A 24,815-nucleotide genomic window follows, 5' to 3' on the forward strand; every position below is an offset into this window, starting at 1 on the left:
TTGCACGATCTTGTGGTGGGAGGCAAGCAATTGCGATGGTTAATGTGAGGATTGTTTCCGATAGTCGTCAAGAATGCGGATGATGACGTCCCGGCCGGCCTCGTCGAACTCGGCGCACTTCGCATAGTCCTCGAACGCCCGCACGTAGAAGGCGATGTCGTCGGGGTCGCGCAGCACCAGGTCCTTCGTCATGGTGGCCAGGCCGATCATGGCCTCGTTGTAGATCCAGAACCCGTTGATCGGCGACGAGGGGATCTCGGTGCTGAACGGGATGACCCCGAACTCCACGTTCGGCAGCGTGCTCACCGCCAGCAGCCGGTCGAGCTGACCGTGCATGACGTCGAGCGGCGCGATCCGGGTGCGCAGCGCCGACTCCGTCACGACGAACCTGAACGTACGGCTGCGGTCATAGAGGATCTCCTGGCGCTGCATCCGTACGCGAACGGCCGCGTCGATCTGGTCGGCGGCGCTGTAGAGGCGCTTGACCTTGCGGAAGACGTGCCTTGCGTACTCGGAGGTCTGCAGCAGCCCGATGACGATCGCCGGCTCGAACACCCGGAAGAGCTTGGTGCGGGCCTCCAGGTCGCGGATGTCCTCCTGGAGCGCGGCCAGGCCGCTGCGGTGCCGCTGCTTCCAGTCGTCGTGCCGCTCCAGCAGCGCGATGGACTGCCGGATCAGGTCGTCGGCCGTCTCCGAAGACGCCTGTACGGCAGCCGCCCAGACGACCACGTCGTCCTCTGTGGCGGTCTGCCGGGCGTTCTCCAGGCGTGAGACCTTCGACGGCTGCCACCGCAGCCTTTCGGCGAGCTCTTTGCCCGAAAGGTGGGCGGCTTCGCGCAACTGGCGGAGCTGGCTGCCGAGGTCGACGCGCGCCTGCTGAAACGACGTCACCGCATGAGGCTAGACCGGGTTGCGTGGATCATGCCAGACCCGGTCTGCAATTGTGATCAATCGGTCGCTGGGGGTGTCCCGTCCCTGCTCGGGAAAGCGGTTACCGGAGTTTCGGCCAGGACTCGGCGGGCTATTTCGGTAATGAGCTCGCGGGGTACCTCCACTGCCGTCTCGCCATCGAGGATGTCACGAAGGTCCGCGAGTGCTTCTTTGTCGGTGAGTTCGAGGCCCTGAACGACGATCGTGCCCCGATCGGTCTCGTACAGGGTGGGGCAGGCGCCCGCCTCCGAGGTGGAGCCGAGGAACCGCATCCGCATATCTATCCTTCCCCGAGCATCAACTGCAATTGCGCGCAATTGTATGACTCGGGCGGACATAAGTGATCGTTTTGGGAAAAATCGGTATTTAGAGCAGCCCTCCCATGAACTCCTGGGCCCTCGCGAACAGGGCCAGCGTGGTGGCGTGCAGCCGATCCCCGATGTCCTTGGGGGCCCGGCCCGCGCAGGCCCTGGCATGCGTGCCCTCCAGCACGATGCCCAGCTTGAAGCAGGCCAGCACGGCGTACCAGTCGATGGCCGACAGGTCGCGCTCCGACAGCGCCGCGTAGTAGGCGACGAGCTCTCCCGGCGGTGGCAGGCCCGGGACGTGCTCGTTGTTCGATGGCCAGGTGGCCAGCAGCCAGCCCAGGTCGAGCAGCGGGTCGCCGATGGTGCACATCTCCCAGTCGACGATCGCCGCCACCCGGGGGCCGTCGTGGGCGAACATCAGGTTCGCGAAGTGGTAGTCGCCGTGCATGACCCCCGGCGTGAACGTCGCGGGCCGGTGCCGCTCCAGCCACTCGGCCGTCTCGGCGAGGCGCGGGATGTCGGGTCCGGGGTAGCCGTCGAGCCGGCCGTACGAGTCGAGCTCCCTGAGCCAGCGCGGCACCTGCCGTTCGAGGAACCCCTCAGGCCGGCCGAAGCCGGGCAGCGCGGCGGGATCGACGCGTCCCAGCTCGGCCAGCGCGCCCGCCGCCTCCAACCCCATCCGGTGCCGGATCGCCGGGTCGGAGGCGTGCGGCTCAGGCAGTCCGTTCGACGGGTTGAAGCCGTCGACCGGCTCCATCAGGTAGTAGACCGGCTCGTCCGCCGTCTGCGCGGCCACCAGCCTCGGCGCGGGCACCGGGGTGTCGCGCAGCGCCGCGAGCACCCGCGCCTCCCGGCGCAGCACCTCGTTGCTCTGCTGCCGCGCGTGCAGGGGCGGTCTGCGCAGGATGTACGGGGTGCCGCCGCGTTCGAAGCGGACCATGACGTTCTGCGTGCCGCCGAGGACCGGGACGGCGTCGCCGATGTCGCCGCCGGGCAGGCCCTGGGCGTCCATCCAGGCGCCGAGCGCGCCGAAGTCGATGGCGCCGACGTCGATGTGGGTGGAGGTCATCGCTGCCCTTTAGTAGAATGAAGTTCTAGTACCTTATGAGAGGCACGTTCGGCCGGTCAACCGAGCGCCTGCATGTACGGCAGGAACTGGCGGGCCCGGTCGCCAGGAAGCTCGCCGCCCAGCACCATGAGCGAGACCGGCCACGGGTTGCCGATCCCGTGCGCATCCGCCCACTTGATCAGGCCGTCCTTGGCCAGGTCGATATCCAGTCGCACGACGCCGCCCATGTCCAGGGCCAGGTCGCCGATCAGCGCTTCGGCGGTCGCCTGGTCGCGTGCCACGACAGGGCCGATGACCACGTTGCCGTCGTTGCGCCACGCCTGCCCGAACCCGCCTTCGGCGACCCGTACCTGCTCCCCGAAACCGAACATGCGGCGCAGCAGCGGCGACCTGTCCATGCCGAACACCTCCGCGTCCAGCGCCAGGATCGCGCCGAGATCCTCCTGCGTGGCGGGCCTGGTCCGGCCGGAACGCTCGCCCTGGAAGACACCGGTATGCGCGGCGACCCTGCCGACGGTACGGAAGCCGAGCCGCTCGTACAGCGGGCGCCCGTTCTCGGTCGCGTGCAGCCAGACGACGCGGTCTCCCGCCTGCCGCAGCACATGCTCCATCAGCTTGCCGGCCAATCCCTGCCTGCCGTACCTGGAGGCGGTGAGGACCATGCTGATCACGGCGTGGTCGTGGCCGTAGCGGGTCAGGATGGTCGTCGCGGCGAGGCCGTCGCCGTCGGGCGCGTCGATCCCGTACACCTCGCCGACCTCGAACAGCAGCCCCCACTTGTGCCGCTCGGGCGGCCACTCGCGGTCCTGGGCCAGGCGGGTGCAGGCGTCGAGGTCGGCTCGGGACAGCAGGCGCGGGTTCATGCCGCACATCTTTCCTGGTCCTCGGCCGCTCGTTCAAAACGATTTACTAGGCGTGTGGAATGCGTGGTGGCGGTCGATGTGGGTGGGACGACGCTGAAGGGCGGCCTCGTCGGCCGCGACGGGACTCCGCTGTACGTGGAGCGCCGGGCCACACCGCGCGCCGAGGGCCCCGAAAGGGTGATCGCCGCCATCTCGGCGTTCGTCACGGACCTGTCCCGCGCACGCTCTTCCGGTGGTGGGGTTCTGGAGCCGGTCGCGGTGGGGCTGGCCGTGCCGGGGCTGGTGACGGCGACGCACGCGGTGTTCTCTGCCGCGATCGGCTGGCGCGACGTCCCCGTTGAGGCATTCACCGAGGTCGACCTACCGGTCGCGCTCGGCCACGACGTCCGCTCGGCGGGGGAGGCCGAACTGGCGTACGGCGGCGGGTCGGGAGACGTGCTGTACCTCCCCATCGGCACCGGCATCGCGGGCGCGGTGGTCCTTTCCGGCAGCCTGTACGGCGGAGCCGCCGGCTGGGCCGGCCAGATCGGCCACATCCCGGTACGGCCCGACGGTCTCCTCTGCGCCTGTGGCCAGCGCGGCTGCCTGGCGGCGTACGCCTCGGCCTCGGCCATCGCGGCCCGCTGCGGCGAGAACTCCGCCGCCGACGTGGTCGCCCGCGTGCTGACGGGCGACGCCCAGGCCGTGGCGGTCTGGGACGAGGCGGTGGAGGCGCTGTCCCTGGCCCTGGCCACGTACACGCTGCTGCTCGACCCGGACCTGGTCGTCATCGGCGGCGGCCTCTCGCTGGCGGGCGACACTCTGATCGGGCCTCTCCGAGAACGGCTGCCGGACCTGCTCACCTTCCGTCGTCCACCGGCCCTGCGCGTCTCGGCCCTCGGCGTCCACGCGGGTCTCCTGGGCGCGGGCCTCCTGGGCTGGCGCGCCCAGGAGGCTCACGTATGACTCTGACCTATCGGCTGATGACACGCTCCGGCGTGTCCAGCCAGATGTGCTGGCCCTCGGGGGTGACCGTCATGCCGAACCGGTCACGGTCGGGCTCGCCCCAGCTCACCCACCGGAAGTAGGCGTCCTCGGCCTCCTGCCACACGGCCCGGTCGCCGATCTGGAAGACCTCGTAGTCGTCCCCCTTCAGCTCCCAGGTCGCCGCCGCCCACCGGTCGCTGTCGCCGATAACCCACATGCGATAGAAATCAGCCTCGCGGTAGGTGCGAGATTGCAGGCCGGTAAGCGTCGACATCGCCAGGTCGGCTCCGGCCGGTGCGTAGGCGAGGGTGCGCGGGTCGATCCTGGTGGTGGACAGTTGCGCCTGGTCGGGGTCGAAGTCGCCGATTTCGACCAACCGCTGGGAGCGCATCATCATGTACGAGGCGAAGCCGGGGAAGCGGCCGATCGCCGTGCCGTCCGGCCTGACCACGAGCCGCAGCGCATTGTTGAGGCCGAAGCCGGGACAGTATGGGGCGACGATCACCGCGCCGGGCCGGGACTGTGCTATCCAGGCGTAGGGCACGGTGTGGATGCCGCACGTGACATGCACCCGATCGAAAGGGGCGTGGCCGGGGAAGCCGTACGCGCCATCGCCGACGAGAAGATGCGGCTGTACTCCGGCGGCGACGAGGTTCTTGGCCGCTTGTTCGGCGTTGGCCCTGTCGATCTCGATCGAGGTGACGTTGGTCGCGCCGACCACGTGGGAGAGCAGAGCGGCGGTCCAGCCGGTGCCGGTGCCCACCTCGAGCACCCGATGGCCGGGTTCGGGGTCCAGCCATTGGAGCAGGTCGGCTACGGTGCTGGGCGCGGAATTGGACGAGGTGGAGCCTCTGGCGCCGAGCTGGATCTCGGTGGCACCGTCATCGAGCTGGGTGACGAGCACGCTGTCGGAGTAGACCACCTCCCACCAGGTATCGGGGTCGGCGTCGCGGTCGATGATGCTCTCACGCTCCTCCAGCCCGACGAACGCCTGAGCGATCGACGGGATGAACAGGTGACGGGGAACGGCTCGCAGCGCGCTGAGCACCCACTTGCTGCGTGGGGAAACGGCCATGATCTCGTCGAGCATCCGCTCGATTCGGCCGGGGGCGTTCACTTCTTGTCCCCGTTGTCTTTGTTGTCCTTGTTGTCGCCCTTTCCGCCGCTGTGTTTGCCGTTTCCGCCGCACAAGGTGTCTTCGTCCTTGGCCTTGGGGGCAATGTACGGCTTGTACTTCTTGGGGTCGCCTTCGTGCTTACCCATGACGATCTCCGTCGCCTAGTTAGCGACTCCGCATAGTCATCCCGCCGGTAACAATAAGACTACGGACTGTGATCAGGCAAGTGGATTCCGCTTTCAGGCCAGCAGCATCGCCGGCACGTCGACCGGCTGGGCGCGTAGCTGCTCGCCAAGGGCCTTGGCCTGGGGGTCCATGCGAGGACTGGCCGCCACGCCCCTACCCAGCAGGCCATGGACGACGAAGTTGAGCGCGTGGAGGTTCGGGAGCTCATAACGGGTGATCCGATGGGCCGCCAGCTCGGGGAGGAGCTCCTTTAGGCGGTCCGTAGTCAGGTGCGCCGCCAGCCAGTCGTACCGCTCCGCCGTGTCGACCCAGACCCCCAGGTTGGCGTTGCCGCCCTTGTCTCCCGAACGGGCACCCGCCAGGCGGCCCAGCGGGGTGCGAACCGCCGGCTGGGCGCCTGAGACCCGCGCCGGGGGCCGCCGCACGTCGTCGGCCCGCTGTGACCGCGGAGACGGGGAGGCGGTGGGAGCCATTGACTCACGGTCCGTGACTGCCGGCACCTCCTCGCCGTCCAGGAAGACCCGGGCCCGCACCTCCGCGGCCGGTATCAGCACCGGCCAGTACACCCCGTACGGCGACGCGTTGCCCGGCGGGGTGAGACCGTAGAAGCCGGGATAACCGGCCAGCCCCGTCTCCACCACGGCCGAGGAGAAGGCGCGGCCGGCCCGGCGCTGGTCGGCGTCCATGACCGTGATCCGCAGCAGCCCCCCGTCCGCGAGCGTGACGTCCACCGAGTCGAACGACTCCTTCGGCACCCTGGCCCAGATCGCCTCCTCCGCCACGCGGGCCTTGGCCTCGATGTCCAGGCCCGTCAGGACCAGCGTCATCGTGTTGCGGTAGCCGGCCAGGTAGTTGACCGCGACCTTGAGCGTGCCGGGCGGCGGCTCGCCGCGTACGCCGGAGACGCGCACCCGGTCGGGGCCGTCGTCCGACAGCGTGATGGTGTCGAAGCGGGCCACGACGTCGGGCCCGAGGTAGCGGGGGCCGGCGATCTCATAGACGAGCTGGGCCGTCACCGTGCCGATCGAGACCAGGCCGCCGGTCCCCGGGTGCTTGGTGATCACGGAGGAGCCGTCGGCGTGCAGCTCGGCGACGGGGAAGCCGCAGTGCGCCAGATCCGGTACGTCCTGGAAGAACGCGTAGTTGCCGCCCGTGGCCTGGCAGCCGCATTCGATGATGTGGCCCGCGACCACCGAGCCAGCCAGGGGATCGAGGTCGCCGGGTGCCCAGCCGTACCGCCAGATGCCGGGACCCGTCACCAGGGCGGCGTCCGTGACGCGGCCGGTCACCACGACGTCGGCGCCGGCCGACAGGGCCGCCGCGATCGGGCGGCCGCCCAGGTAGGCGTTGGCGGTCAGGGGCGTCGCGGTGAGCTTCTCGCCGGTGTCGGCGTTGGTCAGGTCCAGGTCGCGGCCGGTGAGGTCGTCGCCGGTGACGTGGGCGACCCTGGGGGAGAGGCCGAGGCGGGCGGCGAGCTCGTGTACGGCGGCGGCGCACCCGGCCGGGTCCAGCCCGCCGGCGTTGGTCACGATTTTTATGCCTTTATCGAGGCAAGTGCCGAGGACCTCTTCGAGCTGGGTCAGGAACGTCGGCGCGTAGCCGGGGCGGCCCTTGAGGCGGTTGCCGGCCAGGATGAGCATCGTCAGCTCCGCCAGCCAGTCACCCGTGAGCACGTCGATCGGCCCGCCCTCGACCATCTCCCGCGCGGCCGACAGCCGGTCACCGTAGAAGCCGCTGCAGTTGGCGATGCGCAAGGTCATACGCCGGGAACCCATTTGGCCGGGCGCTTGCCCATGAAGGCCGCGATGCCTTCCTGACCCTCCTCAGAGGTGAAGCGCTGGGCGGACAGCGCGGTCATCTGCCGCAGCCCCTCCTCGAACGAAACCTGTGGCAGCTCCCTGACCAGCCGCTTCGTGATGGCCAGCGCCTCGGGGCCGCCCTTGAGCAGCATCCCGGCATAGTGCCGCACGGTCGCGTCGAGCTCCTCGGCGGGTACGGCCCGCGTCAGCAGCCCGATCTCCACCGCCCTGGCCGCGTCGAACACCTCGCCGGTCAGGAAGTATTCGGCCGCCGCCCGAGGATCGAGCCTTCGCAGGACCGGCACGGAGATCATCGCGGGCACCACGCCGAGCCGTACCTCCGTGAACGCGAAGGAGGCCGTCACCGGCGCGATGGCGAAGTCGCACGCGGCCACCAGGCCGAGCCCGCCCGCGCGGGCGGTGCCGTTCAGGCGGCAGATGACCGGCTTCGGGCTCTCCCAGATCAACGAGAGGATCTCCGGGAACGACGCCGTCACCGGCGCGTCGCCGACCCCGGAAGCGGGCTCGACGCGCTGCTCCTTCAGGTCGGCGCCCGAGCAGAACACCGGGCCCGCGCCGGTCAGCACGATCACCCGGACCTCCGGCTCGGTCAGCGCCCAGTTCAGCCGGCGTTCCAGGTCGCCGAGCAGCCGCACGGACAGCGCGTTCCTGTTGGCCGGCGAATCCAGCGTGATGGTCGCGATGCCGCCGGCCAGCTCCTTGTGGACCAGGCTCGTCATGAGTCCCCTTCCCGGATGATCGCCAGCACGGCGCCCGCCTCGACCTGCTGCCCCTTCTCGACGTGTACGCCGGAGACGACGCCCTCGGCGGGCGCGGCGATCTGATGCTCCATCTTCATCGCCTCCAGCACCAGCACCGCCTGGCCCTTCGTCACGCGGTCACCCGGCTCGACCTCGACCCGCAGCACGCTACCCGGCATGGGAGCGAGGAGTGAGCCGGGCGCGACCTGCTCGACGGGCTCGGGCAGCCGGGGTACGAGCGTCAGCTCGACGGAACCGCTGGGGGAGTCGACGCAGACCTTCCCGTCGTAGTGGGCGATGTCGAACGTGTGCCGTACGCCGCCGCGTTCCAGGACGATTCTGGACGGGTCCGCATGGACCAGCTCGATACCGTCGGGAAGCGGCTCGTAGACGACCTCGGCCTCGTCGAAGACGGCGCGTGAGGGCTGCGACCGGACGTTGCGCCAGCCGGAGGGCAGGCTGCGTAGGACCGGCGCGGCGGCCCGGTTGGCGGCGGCCTGTGCCAGGGCGGCGGCCAGTACGGCCAGCTCATCGAGGCGTCTCAGGCCGTGCTGGTGTCCGTCCAGGAACCCGGTGTGCGTGTCTCCGGCCCTGAAGTCAGGATTTGTCAGGACGCTAAGCAGCAGATCCCTGTTTGTGGTGAGCCCGTGGATTCGAGCGCGTCGCAGCGCGGTCGTCAGCTTCCGTACCGCCTCATCCCGGGACGAGCCATGAGCGATCACTTTGGCGAGCATCGCGTCGTAATGAGCGGAGACGACCGACCCGGCCTCCACCCCCGAATCAACCCGTACGTCCCCGGGCACCTCGAACCGCCGCAGGACCCCGGTCTGCGGAAGATAGTCCCCGTCCTCCGCGTACAGCCGTACCTCTACCGCATGCCCATCAGGCGGCGGCGGAGAGCCCGGCAGCGCCAGCCCCTCGGCCACCTCGATCTGCAGCCGTACCAGGTCCACCCCATAGACCAGCTCGGTGACCGGATGCTCGACCTGGAGCCGGGTGTTCATCTCAAGGAAGGCCACCTGATCGCCCTTGACCAGGAACTCCACGGTCCCGGCACCGACGTATCCGATGGCCCTGGCCGCCCTGACCGCCGCCTCGCAGAGCTCGTCCCTGACTCGCTGGGTGATGCCGGGCGAGGGGCATTCCTCCACGACTTTCTGGTGCCGGCGCTGGATGCTGCACTCCCGCTCGCCGAGCGCCCACACGGTGCCGTGCCGGTCGGCCAGGATCTGTACCTCGACGTGCCTGGCGCCTTCGAGCAGCGGCTCGACGAACACGGTCCCGTCGCCGAACGCCGACTCGGACTCGCGCCGCGCCGACGCGATCTCCCGCTCCAGCTCGGCGGGGTCGCGCACCACCCGCATACCCCGCCCGCCACCACCGGCCGACGCCTTCACCAGCACGGGGAACGCTGTCACTGGGAACGCTGTGACCGCCGCCGTCAGCGACGGCAGCACCGGCACCCCGGCCTCGCCCATCAGCCGCTTGGCCTCGATCTTCGACCCCATGGCCGCGATCGACTCCGGCGACGGACCCACCCACACCAGCCCGGCATCCAGCACAGCCTGGGCGAAGTCCGCGTTCTCCGACAGGAACCCATATCCCGGGTGCACGGCGTCGGCGCCGGCCGCCTGGCAGGCCGCCACGATCCGCTCGATGTCCAGATATGTCTCCGTAGGCTTGGCGCCGGGCAGCCGTACCGCGTAGTCGGCCTCGGCCACGTGCGGCGACCCGGCGTCGGCGTCGGAGAAGACGGCCACGGTCTCGATGCCGAGCGAGCGGCAGGTACGGAAGACGCGCCGGGCGATCTCGCCCCGGTTCGCGACGAGCAGACGAGTGATCACGGCCGGAACACCCCGAATCCCGCCGCCTCGGGGATCGCGGCACTGTTGATCGCCGACAGGCACAATCCCAGAACGGTCCTGGTGTCGCGGGGGTCGATCACCCCGTCGTCATAAAGCCGCCCCGACAGGAAGAACGGCAGTGACTCCGCCTCGATCTGCGCCTCCACCATCGCCCGCATGGCCGCGTCGCCCTCCTCGTCGTACACCTGACCGTGCGCCTCGGCCGAGGCCCGCCCGACGATCGACAGCACCCCGGCGAGCTGCGCCGGCCCCATCACCGCAGACTTCGCGCTCGGCCACGCGAACAGGAACCGCGGATCGTAGGCCCGGCCGCACATCCCGTAGTTTCCGGCGCCGTAGGAGGCGCCCATCACCACGGTGAGGTGCGGCACCGTCGAGTTGGACACCGCGTTGATCATCATCGCGCCGTGCTTGATGATGCCGCCCTGCTCGTAGTCCTTGCCGACCATGTAACCGGTCGTGTTCTGGAGGAACAGCAACGGAGTGCGCGACTGGTTCGCGAGCTGGATGAACTGGGTCGCCTTCTGCGATTCCTCACCGAACAGCACCCCGCGCGCATTGGCCAGTATCCCGACCGGGTAGCCGTGCAGCCGCGCCCACCCCGTCACCAGCGAGGCCCCGTACAGCGGCTTGAACTCCTCGAACTCGCTGCCGTCCACGATCCGCGCGATCACCTCGCGCGGATCGAACGGCACCTTCAGGTCCTGCGGCACGATCCCGAGGAGCTCTTCGGCCGGATATCGGGGCTCTTGTACGGCCTGAGGACGTGCGCCGAGCTTGCGCCAATTGAGCGACCGGACGATCTGCCGCCCGATCCGCAGCGCGTCGTGCTCGTCGAGGGCCAGGTAGTCGGCCAGGCCGCTGGTGCGCGCGTGCATGTCGGCCCCGCCGAGCGACTCGTCGTCGGACTCCTCACCGGTCGCCATCTTGACCAGCGGCGGCCCGCCGAGGAACACCTTGGCCCGCTCCTTCACCATCACCACGTAGTCGCTCATTCCGGGCACGTAGGCGCCTCCGGCCGTGGAGTTGCCGAACACGAGCGCGATCGTCGGGATCCCCGCCGCCGACATTCGCGTCAGGTCCCGAAATATCCGCCCACCCGGGATGAAGATCTCCTTCTGCGTCGGCAGGTCCGCGCCACCGCTCTCCACCAGATTGACGTACGGCAGGCGATTCTGGAGCGCGATGTCGGCGGATCTGAGCGACTTCTTCAGCGTCCACGGGTTCGACGCTCCGCCTCTGACCGTGGGATCGTTCGCGGTGATCACGCACTCGACGCCCTCGATCACCCCGATCCCGGTGACCATGCTGGCGCCCACCGGGAACTCACTGCCCCACGCGGCCAGCGGCGACAGCTCCAGGAAGGGGGAGTCGGGATCGATGAGCAGCTCGATCCGCTCGCGGGCCAGCAGCTTGCCCCGTTTCCGGTGTCGTTCCACGTATTTGTCGCCGCCGCCCGCGACCGCCTTGGCCTGCTCGGCGTCGAGCTCTTCCACCTTGTCCAGCATCGCCGCGCGCCGCTCCTGATGGTCGGCGCCGCTGGGATCGAGCCTGCTCCGGATCACACGCCCTCCTGTTGCCAACTTGACGCCGATGTCAATCCGATGGCCCTGGCCCAGAGCTTGGTGAGCAGCTCCACGGCCGTCCGCTCGTCGGCCCGCTCGCCCAGGTCCAGCCAGACGTGGGCGAAGTGCTCCACCATCCCGCCCAGCATGACGGCCGTCAGCCGGGGATCGAGGGCCGGGTCGGCCAGCCCCTGCTCCTGCAACCGCCGCAGCCCCTCGGCGCCGCGCCGGACGAACACCTCGCGCAGCTCCAGCAGCAGGCCACGCAGGCCCTCCTCGGCGGTGGCGGCCTGTTCGAGCATCCTGACCAGCCGTGAGTTGGCCGCCCAGGCCCGCAGGTAGAGCCGGTTGGCCGCCTCGATGCGCGCGTACGGGTCGCCGGGAACGCCGGGACCCACGACGCTCGCCGTGAACATCTCCCCGACCACCGCCGCCGCCACCTCGCGGAACAGGGCTTCCTTGGCGTCGAAGTAGGTGTAGAAGGTGCCGTGGGAGACGCCGGCGCGGGCGCACACGTCGTCGATGCGCACCGCCTCGTAGCCGTGCTCGTCGAACGCCTCCCGGCCCGCCCGTACGAGCGCGTCTCTCGTACGCCGTCCTCGGGCGGTCAGCTCGGACTTGACGATCACGTCAACTAGGGTAACCCGCTTGTCCGGCACGCGAAAAGCCCTCCACGACGATCCTTTCCGTCGCGGAGGGCTTGGGTCCTTGAGGCTGGCTACGTCAGGTGCAGTGGCTCCAGCCGGACTTCCAGGACGCGGTGCCCCACGAGCCGCCCCAGATCACGCACTTCTTGACGGCCGCCACTCGCACCGGGCCCGCGTAGGCGGTGAACTTGCCCGGGTTGCTGCCGCTGCCGCCGTTCTGTACCTGGAGGGTGGCGTTCATCGAGACCTTGCCGGGATACACCAGCTTGGACATGGTCACGACGCAGTTCTTGCCGTTGCCGTACAGCAGGTAGATCGTCGCGGAGCTGCCCAGCGCGTGGCTGTCGATCACCTTGAAGCCGGAGCCGCACACTGCTGTCGCGCTGAAGGTGTTCGGCTTGGGGCTGGCGGTCGGCTTCACCGTGGGTTTCACGGTCGGCTTCACGGTCGGCTTCGTCGTGGGCTTGGTGGTCGGCTGGGGGTTCGGGTCGTCCGTGTCGTCCTCGGTGGGCGAGGTCGTGGGGCCGGGGTCCGGGGCCACCGTGTCGGTGCGCTTGGGCTTGGTGGGCTTGGGATCCGACTCCGGCTTGTGCGTCGTCGGCTTCGACGTCTGCGGGACCGTGGGGACGGTGACCGGGACCTGGCTGCTCGGGTCCTGGATCACCTGCTCCTTGGTCTTGGTCTTGGTGGGCTCGGGCTGCTCCACGCTCAGCGTCGGGACCGGCTGCGAGACAACCGGGCTGTCCTCCGTCAGGGGCGGCTCGACGGGCTGTCCGCCCCCGGAGCCGTCGGTGGGGGTGGCCTCGGAGGTGTTGCCGACGGCGACCACCTTCTGGATGTCGCCGCTGTTGGCCTGCACGATCACCGCGCCGCCCACGACCAGCAGGGCCGCCGCGGCCGCGCCGGTCAGGGCGAAGGTCAGGGTACGGCGCTGCTTCGCCGACCCGGCGTCAGCCGCCTGTGGCCCCTGCCCCGGCCCATTCGCACCGGGTCCACTCGCGCCAGGCCCACGACCGCCGGGACCGCCAGGGCCAGGGCCAGGGCCAGGGCCAGGGCCGCCAGGACCGTATGCGGGTCCGCCAGGTCCGCCTGCGCCGAACCCCGGAGCGCCGCTCTGTCCCGGCACGCCACCCATGGGCTGCCCCGGAGCGCCGCCCATGGGCTGACCGGGAGCGCCTGCCCCCTGGGCCATGGGGCCCTGCTGCTGCATCGGACCGCCGGGTGCTCCCTGGCCGCCGACGGGCATCCCGGGGGCGGCCGGCGCGTTGCCGTGCGGCATGTTCTGGCCGCTCGGGGGGTTGCCCTGGGGCATACCGGGTGATCCGGCCGAGGGACCTGCCGCCGCCATGGGAGCCGGGGCGCCGGCCTTGGTCGCGCCGGGAAGGCCGAAGTGACCGGTCTGACCGGTCTGGCCGGTCGGACCCGTCTGGGAGGCGGCGCCGGGTCGCATCCAGGGGCCGGGGTAGGAGTCCTGCGGGTTCGCGCCCGGCTGTGGCCCCGTACCCGCCGGTGCGCCCATGACGGCGCCCGTCTGAATGTCCGGCTGAGGACCGGTGCCCTGGCGGTTCGCGCCCGTGGTCAGCGGGTCCACGGCCGCGGGCGGCGCCGGCTGCCCTGTGAGGTGCACGATCAGCTGGTCCGCGCTGGGCCGCTGCGACGGGTCCTTGGACAGGCACGCCGCCACCAGTTGGCCCAGCGCCCCCTCCATCCCGCCCAGCTCCGGCTCCTCGTTCAGGATCCGGTTCATCACCACGGGAATCGAGTCGGCGCCGAAGGCGGGCTTGCCCGTCGCCGCGAACACCATCGTGACGCCCCAGGCGAACACGTCCGCCGCCTCGGACACGGCCGCCCCGCTGAGCTGCTCGGGCGCCAGGTACGACGGCGTCCCCATGGCCATGCCCGTGGCCGTCGCCCCAGGGGAGTCCAGCGCTCGGGCGATGCCGAAGTCGATCACGACGGGGCCCTCGGGCCCCATGAGGACGTTCGCGGGCTTGAAGTCTCGGTGCAGGATCCCGGCCCGGTGGATGGCCGCCAGCGCGGTCGCCGTACTGATCGCGAGCCGCTCCAGCGCCGCTCCCCGGCGTGGGCCCTCGTTGATCACCAGCTGCCGGAGGGATGGCCCCGGTACGTACTCGCTCACGATGTACGGCCGGCTGCCCTCAAGGTCGGCGTGCAGCACCGGAGCCGTACAGAACCTGGCCACCCGCTGCGCCACCGCGACCTCGCGCAGGAATCTGCTCCTGGCGTCGGCGTCGGCCACCAGCGCGTTGTGCAGCAGCTTTACCGCCGCCTGCTCGCCGGTGTCACTCTGGCCGAGGTACACGACTCCCTGGCCGCCCTCACCGAGCCGGGCGACGAGGTCGTAGTCCCCCAGCCGCCGCGGGTCGTCCGCCGCCAGCGGCTGGTGCTGATTCACGCCGTACCCCCAAGACCACGTATAACAAATCGACAGATGGTGCGAAACGCTACCAGCGTGACCCTTGGGGCGTTGCCCGGACCCATCAGATGTTTCATCTTTTGACGCAAGATGTCAGCGTTTCGGAGCAGGTCGTGTCCCCATTGACCGGGCTAGGTCACGGCTTGATGAACTCAGATCGCTTTGCCTGGGTTGAGCAGGCCAAGCGGGTCGAAGACGGCCTTGATGCCCTGCTGCATCTCCTGCGCCACCGGTCCGAACTCCAGGCCGAGCCAGCGCCGCTTGAGGACGCCGACACCATGCTCGCCGGTCAGCGTGCCGCCGAGCTGCAAAGCGTGCTTGAACACCTCGTCCGCCGCGGCCCACACCTCGGGCGGCGGCTCGGTCATACCACGCTCGAAGATGAAGACCGGGTGAATGTTCCCGTCACCGGCGTGCGCGGCCGTACAGATCTTCACGCCATGCCGTACGGCGGCCGCCTCGATCGCCATGATCATGTCGGGCAGCGCAGAACGCGGCACGCACACGTCCTCCACCAGGCACGCGCCAAGGCGCTCCTTGGCGTCGTAGGCCATCCTGCGCAGCCCGATCAGCTCCTCGGTCTCCTGAGGGCTGGAGGAGACCGCCACGAACGACGCGCCGTTGTCGACGCACAGCTGCTCCATGCGCTTGACGACCGACTCGCTGTCCGACGCGTCGGACTGGCCGATCAGCATGGCGATCGTGCTCGTTTCCAGGCCGATGTTGCGATAGTCGTCGATGGCCTCCAGCGTCGCCCGATCGAGCAGCTCCATCAGCGACGGCTGGCACCCGGCGGCCATGATCGCCGACACGGCCGCGCCTGCGTCGCGCAGCGAGCCGAACTCCGCCGCGAACGTCGCCGGCGGCTTGTCCGGTGCCCTGCGCAGCCGTACCGTCGCCGAGGTGATCACGCCGAGCGTGCCTTCCGAGCCGACGAACAGGCCGGTCAGGTCGTACCCGGTGACGCCCTTCATCGTGCGGCGGCCCGTCTCGAGGATCCGGCCGTCGGCCAGCACCACCTCCAGGCCGAGCGCGGAGTCGCGGGTCACGCCGTACTTCACGCATCGCAGCCCGCCCGCGTTGGTGGCCAGGTTGCCGCCGATCGTGGAGATCTCGTACGACGACGGGTCGGGCGCGTACATCAGCCCGTGCTCCCTGGCCGCCCGGTCGAGATCGGCGGTGATCACCCCGGGCTCGACCACGGCGATCTCGTCGGCGGGGGAGAGCTCCTTGATCGCCGTCATCCTGGCCACGGAGAGGATCACCGACCCGTCGCCGGCGGTGGCGGCGCCCGCCAGCCCTGTGCCCCCGCCGCGCGGCACCACCGGGACCCGGTGCTCGGTCGCCCATTTGAGCGTCGTCACCACATCGTCACGCGACGTGGCGAGCACCGCGGCCAGCGGCTTGCCGGGTTCCAGGAACGTACGGTCGCGGGCATAGGAGTCGATGACGTCGGGGTCGGTCAGGACGCGCCCCTCGGGCAGGGCGTTCACCAAGGCATCAATGGGTCTCACATGGGAAACTCTACGGTTTGCGCCGACAGCGGCTAAAGGCCAGACTGCCCAGGTGGAAGTCACGTGTCCGGTATGCAGCCGATCTGACCAGGTCTCCGCAGTCCCTGGAGTGGTGGCGGCGGGCACCACGTACCGGATCGGCCGCGCCCGGATGGCCGCCACGCGCGACATCGTGGACCTGCCGACGGCGGCCTCGCTGGGCGCCTCGAAACACCTCATGAGCCGTACGCAGCTGGCGGTCTGGCTGTCGTTCCCCAGCCGCCACTACACGGCGTGGACCAGGAACCAGGGCTACATCCTGCTCGGCGTCGCCGCCCTGGTCCACCTGGTGACCGCGCTGGTGATCGCGATGGGCAAGGACGCGAACTGGACCGAGGTGCTGCTCGCGCCGTTCTGCCTGACCGGGTTGTTCTGGGGGTTCGGGCTGCTGTTCGTGCTGGGGTCGTACGGGGCGCGCAAACGGGACACGGCGGAGGCCCCGGCCCGGGTGCAGGCGCTCACCGTTTGGGAGAGGTTGTGTTACTGCCCGCGGGACAACGTGGTGTTCGAGCCGGGGGTCGGGGTGTCGTTCCACCCGAGCGAGACCCGCGAGTACATCTTCGGCTTCCGCCAGAGCCAGACCCGCACCATCTAGCTAGTCGAGCCGGCCACCGGGTTGAAGCCGAGGACGCGGTGCTCTCGTGATCGTCAGTACGCGAAGGCGGACGGCCGATCATTCACCCTTCAGGCGGTCAGGGAGTCGTTCCGTCATCGAAGGAGAAACCGAAGCTGCCCGGGTTCGGCGGCATCACCCACTGCTGCAGGGGGCCGAAGTTGCAGCTCTGCACACTCAGCGGGGTACCGCTGGCCGTGCTGTTGCCGACCGGGGCCACGCAGTTGAAGCTGAAGTGCTGTCCCAGGACCCAGACGTTGTCGGGGGCGCCGGGGGTCAGCGCGCGGAAGGTCCATTGCTGGTCGCCCGTGACGCCGAAGGCGCAGGTCCGCAGGATCAGCCGGGTGCCGAGGGGAGTCGGGTTCTGGGTGTTGGCCAGACTGAGACACTTGCCGCTGGAGTGACGGATCGAGTTGTCGATCGACACGCCGATGGGTGCGAAGCCGTGCCAGACCTGACTGCAGTCCATCAGCACCACAGGGGTGTTGTCAGCCGTGCCGCCGTTGAGCGGGCCGATGCATCTGGCGGGTGAGACGACACCGTTGCTGCGGATGATCGTGGACGGGAAAGCCGCGGCCTGAGCTGCGGTGGCAGCCATCACCAGGGCCAGCATCAGGCCCATTCCGGTGAGTACGGAGAAGAGGATTCGACGCACGTTCGCTCCTTGAGCGTTCGGGGATCTTGTGACACGCGGAGCGCATGTCTGCCCTGAAGGCGTTCCGTGCTGTGCCGGGAGGTTCCGGGGAGTTCCGTGCTCAGGCCGGGGGCGGGGCGCGTCGTGGTGGCCGGGTGGCTTGAGGGCGATCACCGGGTCCGGCGCCGCGTGGAGGGTCAGGCTCGCCCGCCGGATCCGCCCGCGCGACCGCCCAGGCTCCGTCCGACGATCACCGTGTCCTCGGCGCCCACCTCTTTGACGAAGCCGGCCAGGATGGCGGCGGTACGACGCGCTCGCAGTCCGGCTTGCCGCACTCGCGGAGCCACCGGCCGTCGAGCTCGGCCCCGCACGGACCGGCTAGCCGGTCCAGCGCCCTTTCCACCTCAGCGCCACCTCAGCGCGGCATCCAGGCGCGCTATCGGTACTCCCGCTGCGCCAACGATCATGATCAGCAAGCACGATCCAACCGTCCAGAACGTCCCCGCATTGCGCCAGCCCGCCCCAATCGCAAGGAAGGCTGCGACTTCACCAACCACGAACACCACTGCCAGTAGCACATAGATCCAGAACGGCCCGAGCGCCGCATCGCCACCCTCAAACGGCATGGGCCCCCTCTTCGACACCTTCTCCTTATCCCACTTCGCGACCTTCTCCTTCCACTCACGTACCCGCCCCTGCGTCAGTAGGAGTAGTTCGACTGACAGGGCTATCAACATTGTCGGCAGGACCTGCGCGGCAGTGGTGTAGAACGCTTCCGTCCCCATGTCGGGTAATCGCCATCACACTGCGCAGCGTTCCAACCAGCCGGGTAATCCGTGCGGCACAGTAGAACCCGTACCCGAGCAGGTCACCCGCGTTGAAGGGCGTACCCGTGGCGGCGGCATGCAGTGGCACTCCACCGACTGCGCACTGGACGCTGCCCGTTGAGCAGGCCCAAGCCGCCGTGTACGACGCCGCGCAGCGGCTCCGTGACTACACGGCCATGCTCAACCGGCAGTTGCGTGCCCCGCGGTTAGTCTGGCCCCTTATCAGCCCTATCCCCTCCATAGGCTTTTAGAACAGCCGAATCATGGGGATAAAAGCACCGGCCACGATCATGCCTGCCACGGAGACCATGACCACCCAGAAGACGAAAGCGTTGAACCAGCGAAATCCCAGCGCTAGAACAGCCGTCATCTCGCCGACCAGGAACGCCCAACACCACCTCATGTTCGCCACTCGCCGTAGGAAGCTTGGCATCATCCTTGCGATGCTGCTGGTCGCCTTCGCCGTCCTCTTCGCAACCGCGCAGATCAACAAACCGCACTGGCAGTGGATCGCCCAGGTGGAACCGCTGGCCGACGGGCGCACTCTGCGCGCGGAACTGCTGTTCAGCAGGCCGAGGCCCGATGGCACCTTCTGCGAGCGTGTGGTGGACACGGTGGTGGAGGAGGAGTCGGCCGCCCGGGTGGCGGTGGGCGTACAGGTATACAACGAGTGCGCTCCCTTCATGTCCTGGGGAAGGGTGCGGAGTTCCGCGGCTGGTCATCCCTACACCGTGGATGTCCGGCTGCGTGCACCACTCGGGGGACGACTCATCCTTGAGAGGGGAAGCGAACGCCCCATCCCCATTCGAGGAGAATCCCCGCGGTACACGACCGGGAAGCCAATGTTGCTGCCCTTGCGCCGGTGATTGACGGCCCACAGCAAGTCGTCGCCGACGCAGTAGCAGCCGTGGAAGTAGGTGACGCCGTGGGTGCGGTGGTAGGTGGCCGGCAGCCGGTCCGGCTCGCCCTGCGCCGCCCAGCCCGTCCCGGCTTGATCGTTTCCGTCACAGCGCTAGCTAGCCCCACACTTCCGGTACGACGGGTCGCCGTACCGGAAGTCGCAGATGCGTCAGGCGTACGCGGGCTTAGAGAGAACTGTGGGATCAGGCGCGCTCTTCGGCCACCGCGCGGACGCAGACGGCCAGACCGGTGATGGCCTGCTCCAGCTCCTCCAGATCGGGATAGGTGGGTGCGATCCGGATCGTCCGGTCGTCGGGGTCCTGGCCGTAGGGGTGCGTGGCCCCGGCGGGGGTCAGCGCGATCCCGGCCGCCTTGGCCCTGGCCACGACCTCACCGGCATGCGACACCTCGAGGCTGATGAAGTAGCCGCCCTGCGGGCTCGTCCAGGTGCCGAGGTCGCCGAGTTCCTTGGCCAGCACCCGGTCGACGAGCTCGAACTTGGGCCACACCAGCTCGGCGTGCTTGCGCATGTGCGCGGCCACCCCGTCGGCGTCCTTCAGGAACTCGACGTGCCGAAGCTGGTTGATCTTGTCGGGCCCGATGGACTGCTTGCCGGTGTTGGCCAGGAACCACTTCACGTTCGCGGGCGAGGACCCGAAGAACGACACGCCGCTGCCCGCCAGGGTCACCTTGGACGTGGACCCGAACACGAAGGCCCGGTCGGCGTTGCCGTACTCGGCGCACAGGGCCAGCAGGTCGGCCAGCTCGGCGTGGGTGTCGGTGAGGTGGTGCACCGCATAAGCGTTGTCCCAGAAAATCCTGAAATCAGACGCCGCCGTGGACATGGCCGCCAGCCGCCGCACGGTCTCGTCGCTGTAGGTGACCCCGGACGGGTTGCTGTACTTCGGCACACACCAGATGCCCTTGACGCTCGCGTCGTCGGCGACCAGCCGCTCGACGACGTCCATGTCGGGCCCTTCGCCGTTCATCGGCACGGGCACCATCTTGATCCCGAACCGCTCACAGATCGTGAAATGCCGGTCATACCCCGGCACCGGGCACAGGAACGTGATCTCCGGCTCCTCCACCCACCGCCGTTCGGCCCCGGGCACCTTGGTGAGCAGCGCGTGCACGATCGTGTCGTGCATCACGGCAAGGCTGGAGTTGCCGCCGACGACCAACTGCTCGGCCGGCACCTGCAGCAACGGCCCGAACAGCTCCCGCAGCTCGCTGAGCCCCTGCAGGTTGCCGTAGTTACGCCCGTCGGTGCCGTCGGCTGCCTTGTAGGACGTCGGCAGTTTGAGCATGTCATTGGCGAGATCCAGCTGTCGCGGCGACGGCTTCCCCCGGGTCAGGTCGAGCGAAAGGCCACGCTGGACGAGTTCGGCGTAGTCGCGCTGAGCGTTCACTGGATCTACTCCTCCGATCGGGTCGGATACGAAGGATAGAAGACGCGGGGCCCTGAGCAGGAATCGGTCCGCCATGTGGATGGCCGACCGGGCAGGGGGTCCGCGGGCTTCGTCCGGCGCTTTGGGGCGCCCTGCGTGGTCAGAACATTCCTGCCAACTCAATGTCTATCCTCCTGAGGAGCAGGGGACCGGCTGGTTGCTGATCGGGGATTGTCCCAAGGCGCCGCCGCACACAGTGACGTCGATGTCTCCCGGCAATGGCATCCAGTTGATGACCACGGAACCCACGTTGAGTGTTCAGGCCACGACGTGGCCGGGAGGCTCGACGGGCGTACTGTCCGCCGCCCGGGGAAGCGACGGCACCTTGACCGAACTTCCGGTTCCCGTCCGCTACGAGCGGTCGCTGACGTGGACCGGGCGATCCGCCGAGCCCTCCTACAACGTCGTCCACCAGTACGCGCTTCTGCGCGAGCAGATCACCGGGCGCATTGCGCCGGACACGGAGGGCGTTCCCGACTCCCTGTACGACGTCCGACGGCATCGCATGCTGGAACAGGTCCGGGACGCGGCACGGATCGGCCGAAAGGTGCCCGCCGCGCTGCGCCTGGATGCTTGACCGGCGCAGCGTCTACTCGCCACAAGCTGCAGACCGGCCGGTATGGAACGGGCCGGAACGTCTTTAGGATCTGACAACCAATGCGGCAAGAGCCGTACATCAGCGCATGAAACGAGTCTGGTACGCAGCGATCTGGCTCGGCATGGCCGTTCTGGCCGCGCAGGTCCTCACGGTGCAACCTACGGCGGCGGCGACGATCCCGGCAGGGTCGATCGAGGTGAAAACGGTGCTGTCGCCGTTCAGCCTGGTGAACAAGTCCCAGCGGGTGAACTGCTCGCCCGGCAAGGTCCCGCTCGGCGGTGGGGCCCAGACCTCCGGGGGGCAACACCTCATCATCACCGAGGCTCGCCCGATCTCTGACGCGGCCGGGGCCGGCTTCGTCGTCACGGTCCAGGTGGACCAGATCGGGGTGACAGCACCATGGGCAGTGTCGACGTTCGTCTCCTGCGCCGTCGCGCCGCCCGGATACGAGGTGATCACGCAGGTCAATCCGCCGACGACGAGGCCGTCAGATTCGGTGCTCGCCAACTGCTCACCCGGCAAGAACGTCATCGGGTCGGGTGGACAGCTCATCGGCGCCCACGGGCAGCTCGATCTGACAATGGGGCCGAACCACCTGAACGGCGTCGCGTCGGGTGTGGGCGCTGAGGCCGCGAAGGACGATTTCTCGGTCGCGCCCACCGACCCCTACCAGGTGGCCTCATACGCGATCTGCGCACGGGAGAACCGCCTCTTCGACTTCCTGGTCGTTGAGAATCAGACGAGCAACGACGCCGCAGCCCAGAAGAAGGTGACGACCACCTGCCCGAGCGGGTACCAGGCGACCGGCGGTGCGATCTCGAGCGTCGGCTTCGGGGCGCACCTGCTGTTCTTCCGGCCGAACGTGACCTCTTCGCCTGTCTCCTTCGACTTCGCCGCCAGTGCCCCGCCGGGCTTCGGCGTCTGGAACTTGGCGGGCATCGTCCACTGCACTCGCTGATCCACACGGTTTCCCCGTCCGGGTGCGGTTCCGGTGGGGGCCCAGGGCCCGCACCCGCGCATCGCCGATCACGGACCGCTGCGCCAAAGGTGTCTCGTTCACCGCGCCGCAACGTGGTCGCGAAGGTCTCCGCCGACGACCAGGCCGAGGTGAAGGCCGCAGGCGAACCGTCGGCGGTGGGGCGGGGCGAGGCGGCGGGTGATGGAACCCGGTGGAACGCCTACTGGGTGGATGCCAATAAAGGCGCCGTCTCCTACGACGAAGGGTCACGCACATGTCGCAACATCGCCCAAGCCATGCCAAGGGCTGTGATGACAGATGACACGTACACGAATTCGTGATCGGACGTACCGGGTTCCGCGCCGCATGATGCGGCTGCTCGGCGGTGCGGCGGCGCTCGCCATTCTCCCGGCCGTCGTGGCCGTGCAGCCCGCGATGGCGTCACGTCCCTGTTACGGTGACTGCCAACCTGGTGTGGTGCGTGGCTTCGGGGACCTCAGGTACGACGCTCCCGTTGGCGTGGACGACCAGATCACGGTCCGCGTCGAGAACGGGTCCTTCGTACTGACCGACCCCACCGCCACACTCATCGCAGGCACCGGATGCACCCTGGTGACCCCGCACGAAGCGCACTGCCAGGTCGGGGCCTCCCCGTCCATCCGCATCCGCGGCCTGGACGGCAACGACGTGATCACGAACTCCACCGGCATCCCCGCGCACCTGTTCGGCGAGACCGGCAATGACCAGCTCGTCGGCGGCTCCGGCGACGACACCATGGACGGAGGATTCGGCGGCGACGTCCTGCAGGGCGGCGGCGGTTCCGACACCGTCTCCTACGGCGAGACAGGCGGCAGGCTCGCCATCCGGGCCGACCTCGACGGCGCGACCGGCGACGACGGCGGTCCCGAAGACGGGCCCGAAGGGGCACGGGACACCATCGCCGCGGATGTCGAGAACCTGGAGGGCGGCACCGCCGACGACGTGCTCATCGGCAACGCGGGCCCGAACGTCATCGACGGTGGCGGCGGCCGTGACCAGATCCAGGGCCTGGGCGGCGCCGATCAGCTCACCGGCAAGAACGGCGGCGGCACCCTTGACGGCGGCGCCGGAACCGATCACTGCATATCCGATATCCGGCTCGTGTCGGGGCCACCCGACACCTTCGTCAACTGCGAGTTCACGCAGATCATCACCGCGTTCTAGCGAGTCGAGGGAACGATCTCATCGGCCGGCGGCATCGTGAGACCGGAGCCGCCGGCCCCGCCATGCCAGGCCGCGATCGCCCGCCTGGTTTCGAGGATCCCATCTCACTCCGACGCCCACTGGCATCAACTGCAGGCCGGTAAGCGTCTTCCCCCTTTGGTACCACTTCGCTAGCTAGCGGACGCAGCGGCGGGAAGCTGCCACGAATCCAGACGAATGAAACGGTAAGTCGCACTCCCCACGCCGGCCGCCTATGCGGGAGGACGCCGTCAAGCGCGCCAAGCTCGCTCAGAAGGTCTGCGAGGCCGAACACGGTCCAGCACACGAGAAGTTCATCCGCACCATTGAGGAAGGAGAGGTGGAGCAATGAGCCACAGCCGTTGGAAGACCTTGCGCGAACGCAAGCTCGCCGCGGGTTTCACCGAGCCGGAGGACGTGGCCGAGGCTCGTCGCGAGATCCGGCTGTCCATGGCCCTGGCGAAGGCGGTGTACGATCGGCGCACCGAACTCGGGCTCACTCAGGCTGAATTGGCCGACCGCGCGGGCCTCACCCAGGCGAAGGTCTCCCGGATCGAAGGCTCTGACACCGTTCCCACGCTGCCGCTTCTCGCCAAGCTGGCCGAGGCCCTTGACGCCACCCTTAACATCGCCCTCGACCACGACGACACCCGGGTGAGCTTCACCGGACACCGCACCAACGCGGCCTGAGTAGTCCAAGCACTCCGCGCTGTGCTTCGGCGGTGTGATGGGGATTCGAATAGACGAAACGTATGACAGCGGCCACGGCAACGGTATGAGGCGTATCTGAAGGAGTTGCCATGAGCGCCGAGTTCCACTCCTATACGCGTGAGGAGTTCATCACCGAGTTCGTCCACCCCGACGACCGCCAGGCGTTGGAGGAGGCGCGGGAGCGCCGGGTGGCGCAGGTGTGCGGGGGCTCCTGGCCGACATGCGCAAGGAGGGTGGGCTGCCCTAAGCCGAGGTGGCCCAGGTGATGGGGGTGTCCCAGCAGCGAGTCTCGGCGATCGAGAACGGGTCCAACGCCGAACTGGCCACCCTGAACCTGTACATCCATGCCCTGGGTGGAGAACTGAAGGTCATCGGCGGCTCCGGGACACAGGCCGACTGCGCTGGGCGGCCCGCCTGACGTGCATGGACATGATTTCAGGAAGCCTTGATCGATCTTGGCGGGCGCCGCTTAGCCGACGTATCCAACGCTATTTGGCGAGGAGTGAGTCTCTGATCGCCTGTGCACCTGATGCACCTGGCCCTGCCAGTTCGTGCGCGGCACGTCGGAGCTCGGCTACGGCGTAGGCGTTGACCGCCGCAGCATCCGGAACCACGTTCAAGGCGATGGCGGTGCCGGCCTCGGCATCGCCCTGCATGATGTGGGCTCGCGCCAGGCAGGCCCCGAACCATGCTCGATCGCGCCGGTAGGACTCGGGCAGGGCCGACAGCCGCCACCGCCGAGCCCTTGCGTACCGCGATGAACTGCCGGGTCTGGTGGACCGCGTTTGTCGTCGGCTTCTTGTCCCTGTTGACGAACACCTGGCAGGCCGGGGCCGTAC

General features: G+C 68.9%; 26 protein-coding genes and 1 pseudogene. 10 read left to right on the forward strand and 17 right to left on the reverse strand.

Annotation, left to right across the window (positions count from 1 at the left end; genetic code table 11):
* Positions 1–39: 39 nt before the first annotated feature.
* From AB0C30_RS30255 to AB0C30_RS30270, 4 genes are all read right to left on the reverse strand, one after another.
* On the reverse strand, positions 40–891 hold the full coding sequence (locus tag AB0C30_RS30255) for a helix-turn-helix transcriptional regulator (protein ID WP_357950997.1): 852 nt from the start codon (positions 889–891) through the stop codon (positions 40–42).
* 56 nt (positions 892–947) lie between these two features.
* Positions 948–1,208, reverse strand: a complete 261-nt coding sequence (locus AB0C30_RS30260) for a hypothetical protein (RefSeq protein WP_357950999.1) — start codon at positions 1,206–1,208, stop codon at positions 948–950.
* Positions 1,209–1,296: 88 nt separating this feature from the next.
* Complete coding sequence (locus AB0C30_RS30265) at positions 1,297–2,307, reverse strand: phosphotransferase family protein (RefSeq protein ID WP_357951002.1); 1,011 nt, start codon at positions 2,305–2,307, stop codon at positions 1,297–1,299.
* Between the two features lie 56 nt (positions 2,308–2,363).
* Positions 2,364–3,170: a GNAT family N-acetyltransferase gene (locus AB0C30_RS30270; RefSeq protein WP_357951005.1), complete on the reverse strand. Its 807-nt coding sequence runs from the start codon at positions 3,168–3,170 to the stop codon at positions 2,364–2,366.
* 66 nt (positions 3,171–3,236) lie between these two features.
* Here AB0C30_RS30270 and AB0C30_RS30275 point away from each other — a divergent pair, with 66 nt between their 5' ends.
* Entirely contained in the window at positions 3,237–4,115 is an 879-nt protein-coding gene (locus tag AB0C30_RS30275; RefSeq protein ID WP_357951008.1) for an ROK family protein, read from the forward strand.
* A 7-nt stretch (positions 4,116–4,122) separates the two neighbouring features.
* On the opposite strand, the gene AB0C30_RS30280 is transcribed toward AB0C30_RS30275, so the two are convergent.
* The 9 genes from AB0C30_RS30280 to AB0C30_RS30320 all read right to left on the reverse strand — a co-directional run bounded on the left by AB0C30_RS30280 (position 4,123) and on the right by AB0C30_RS30320 (position 16,027).
* A complete protein-coding gene (locus AB0C30_RS30280; RefSeq protein ID WP_357951010.1) occupies positions 4,123–5,253 on the reverse strand; it encodes a methyltransferase domain-containing protein in 1,131 nt (376 codons plus the stop codon).
* The gene (locus AB0C30_RS30285) at positions 5,250–5,399 is read right to left on the reverse strand and encodes a hypothetical protein (protein ID WP_357951012.1); all 150 of its coding nucleotides are present in this window, start codon (positions 5,397–5,399) and stop codon (positions 5,250–5,252) included. Before AB0C30_RS30285 ends, AB0C30_RS30280 begins: the two co-directional genes overlap by 4 nt.
* A 93-nt stretch (positions 5,400–5,492) precedes the next feature.
* Positions 5,493–7,199, reverse strand: coding sequence for an acyclic terpene utilization AtuA family protein (locus AB0C30_RS30290; RefSeq protein WP_357951015.1), 1,707 nt, complete (start codon positions 7,197–7,199; stop codon positions 5,493–5,495).
* Entirely contained in the window at positions 7,196–7,978 is a 783-nt protein-coding gene (locus tag AB0C30_RS30295; RefSeq protein ID WP_357951017.1) for an enoyl-CoA hydratase-related protein, read from the reverse strand. Before AB0C30_RS30295 ends, AB0C30_RS30290 begins: the two co-directional genes overlap by 4 nt.
* Positions 7,975–9,843: a biotin carboxylase N-terminal domain-containing protein gene (locus tag AB0C30_RS30300; protein ID WP_357951019.1), complete on the reverse strand. Its 1,869-nt coding sequence runs from the start codon at positions 9,841–9,843 to the stop codon at positions 7,975–7,977. Before AB0C30_RS30300 ends, AB0C30_RS30295 begins: the two co-directional genes overlap by 4 nt.
* Positions 9,840–11,372 (reverse strand): carboxyl transferase domain-containing protein, encoded by a 1,533-nt coding sequence (locus AB0C30_RS30305; protein WP_357951606.1) that lies wholly within the window; start codon positions 11,370–11,372, stop codon positions 9,840–9,842. The genes AB0C30_RS30300 and AB0C30_RS30305 overlap by 4 nt, the downstream gene beginning before the upstream one ends.
* 53 nt (positions 11,373–11,425) lie before the next feature.
* The gene (locus AB0C30_RS30310) at positions 11,426–12,058 is read right to left on the reverse strand and encodes a TetR/AcrR family transcriptional regulator (RefSeq protein WP_357951022.1); all 633 of its coding nucleotides are present in this window, start codon (positions 12,056–12,058) and stop codon (positions 11,426–11,428) included.
* Positions 12,059–12,152: 94 nt separating this feature from the next.
* A complete protein-coding gene (locus tag AB0C30_RS30315) occupies positions 12,153–14,492 on the reverse strand; it encodes a protein kinase (protein WP_357951025.1) in 2,340 nt (779 codons plus the stop codon).
* Positions 14,493–14,665: 173 nt separating this feature from the next.
* Positions 14,666–16,027, reverse strand: a complete 1,362-nt coding sequence (locus tag AB0C30_RS30320) for an FAD-linked oxidase C-terminal domain-containing protein (protein ID WP_357951028.1) — start codon at positions 16,025–16,027, stop codon at positions 14,666–14,668.
* 112 nt (positions 16,028–16,139) lie between these two features.
* Here AB0C30_RS30320 and AB0C30_RS30325 point away from each other — a divergent pair, with 112 nt between their 5' ends.
* Positions 16,140–16,661 carry a hypothetical protein gene (locus tag AB0C30_RS30325; RefSeq protein ID WP_357951031.1) on the forward strand — a complete coding sequence of 174 codons (522 nt, stop codon included), beginning with the start codon at positions 16,140–16,142 and terminating at the stop codon, positions 16,659–16,661.
* Positions 16,662–16,758: 97 nt separating this feature from the next.
* On the opposite strand, the gene AB0C30_RS30330 is transcribed toward AB0C30_RS30325, so the two are convergent.
* Together AB0C30_RS30330 and AB0C30_RS30335 are read right to left on the reverse strand one after the other, a co-directional pair.
* A complete protein-coding gene (locus AB0C30_RS30330; RefSeq protein ID WP_357951034.1) occupies positions 16,759–17,334 on the reverse strand; it encodes a ricin-type beta-trefoil lectin domain protein in 576 nt (191 codons plus the stop codon).
* Between the two features lie 383 nt (positions 17,335–17,717).
* Complete coding sequence (locus AB0C30_RS30335; protein WP_357951037.1) at positions 17,718–18,098, reverse strand: hypothetical protein; 381 nt, start codon at positions 18,096–18,098, stop codon at positions 17,718–17,720.
* 350 nt (positions 18,099–18,448) lie between these two features.
* On the opposite strand from AB0C30_RS30335, the gene AB0C30_RS30340 reads away from it, so the two are divergent.
* Positions 18,449–19,006 (forward strand): hypothetical protein, encoded by a 558-nt coding sequence (locus tag AB0C30_RS30340; RefSeq protein ID WP_357951040.1) that lies wholly within the window; start codon positions 18,449–18,451, stop codon positions 19,004–19,006.
* On the opposite strand, the pseudogene AB0C30_RS30345 reads toward AB0C30_RS30340, so the two are convergent.
* Both AB0C30_RS30345 and AB0C30_RS30350 read right to left on the reverse strand, forming a co-directional pair.
* Positions 18,991–19,131 (reverse strand): annotated as a pseudogene (locus tag AB0C30_RS30345) (IS630 family transposase); the annotation flags it as partial. The gene AB0C30_RS30340 and the pseudogene AB0C30_RS30345 overlap by 16 nt on opposite strands.
* A 112-nt stretch (positions 19,132–19,243) precedes the next feature.
* The gene (locus AB0C30_RS30350; protein WP_357951043.1) at positions 19,244–20,449 is read right to left on the reverse strand and encodes an aminotransferase class I/II-fold pyridoxal phosphate-dependent enzyme; all 1,206 of its coding nucleotides are present in this window, start codon (positions 20,447–20,449) and stop codon (positions 19,244–19,246) included.
* 271 nt (positions 20,450–20,720) lie between these two features.
* Between AB0C30_RS30350 and AB0C30_RS30355 the strand changes: the two genes are divergently transcribed.
* The 7 genes from AB0C30_RS30355 to AB0C30_RS30385 all read left to right on the forward strand — a co-directional run bounded on the left by AB0C30_RS30355 (position 20,721) and on the right by AB0C30_RS30385 (position 24,394).
* Positions 20,721–21,065, forward strand: a complete 345-nt coding sequence (locus AB0C30_RS30355; RefSeq protein WP_357951046.1) for a hypothetical protein — start codon at positions 20,721–20,723, stop codon at positions 21,063–21,065.
* A 106-nt stretch (positions 21,066–21,171) separates the two neighbouring features.
* The gene (locus AB0C30_RS30360) at positions 21,172–22,044 is read left to right on the forward strand and encodes a hypothetical protein (RefSeq protein ID WP_357951049.1); all 873 of its coding nucleotides are present in this window, start codon (positions 21,172–21,174) and stop codon (positions 22,042–22,044) included.
* A gap of 113 nt (positions 22,045–22,157) precedes the next feature.
* A complete protein-coding gene (locus AB0C30_RS30365; RefSeq protein WP_357951052.1) occupies positions 22,158–22,385 on the forward strand; it encodes a hypothetical protein in 228 nt (75 codons plus the stop codon).
* Positions 22,363–23,247 (forward strand): calcium-binding protein, encoded by an 885-nt coding sequence (locus tag AB0C30_RS30370; protein ID WP_357951055.1) that lies wholly within the window; start codon positions 22,363–22,365, stop codon positions 23,245–23,247. Before AB0C30_RS30365 ends, AB0C30_RS30370 begins: the two co-directional genes overlap by 23 nt.
* A 366-nt stretch (positions 23,248–23,613) precedes the next feature.
* Positions 23,614–23,955 carry a helix-turn-helix transcriptional regulator gene (locus tag AB0C30_RS30375; protein ID WP_357951057.1) on the forward strand — a complete coding sequence of 114 codons (342 nt, stop codon included), beginning with the start codon at positions 23,614–23,616 and terminating at the stop codon, positions 23,953–23,955.
* Between the two features lie 110 nt (positions 23,956–24,065).
* Entirely contained in the window at positions 24,066–24,242 is a 177-nt protein-coding gene (locus AB0C30_RS30380; protein ID WP_357951060.1) for a hypothetical protein, read from the forward strand.
* Between the two features lie 5 nt (positions 24,243–24,247).
* The gene (locus AB0C30_RS30385) at positions 24,248–24,394 is read left to right on the forward strand and encodes a hypothetical protein (protein ID WP_357951063.1); all 147 of its coding nucleotides are present in this window, start codon (positions 24,248–24,250) and stop codon (positions 24,392–24,394) included.
* Positions 24,395–24,815: the final 421 nt, after the last annotated feature.

The sequence above is a fragment of the Nonomuraea sp. NPDC048901 genome (assembly GCF_040649695.1).
Classification (GTDB): Bacteria; Actinomycetota; Actinomycetes; order Streptosporangiales; family Streptosporangiaceae; genus Nonomuraea.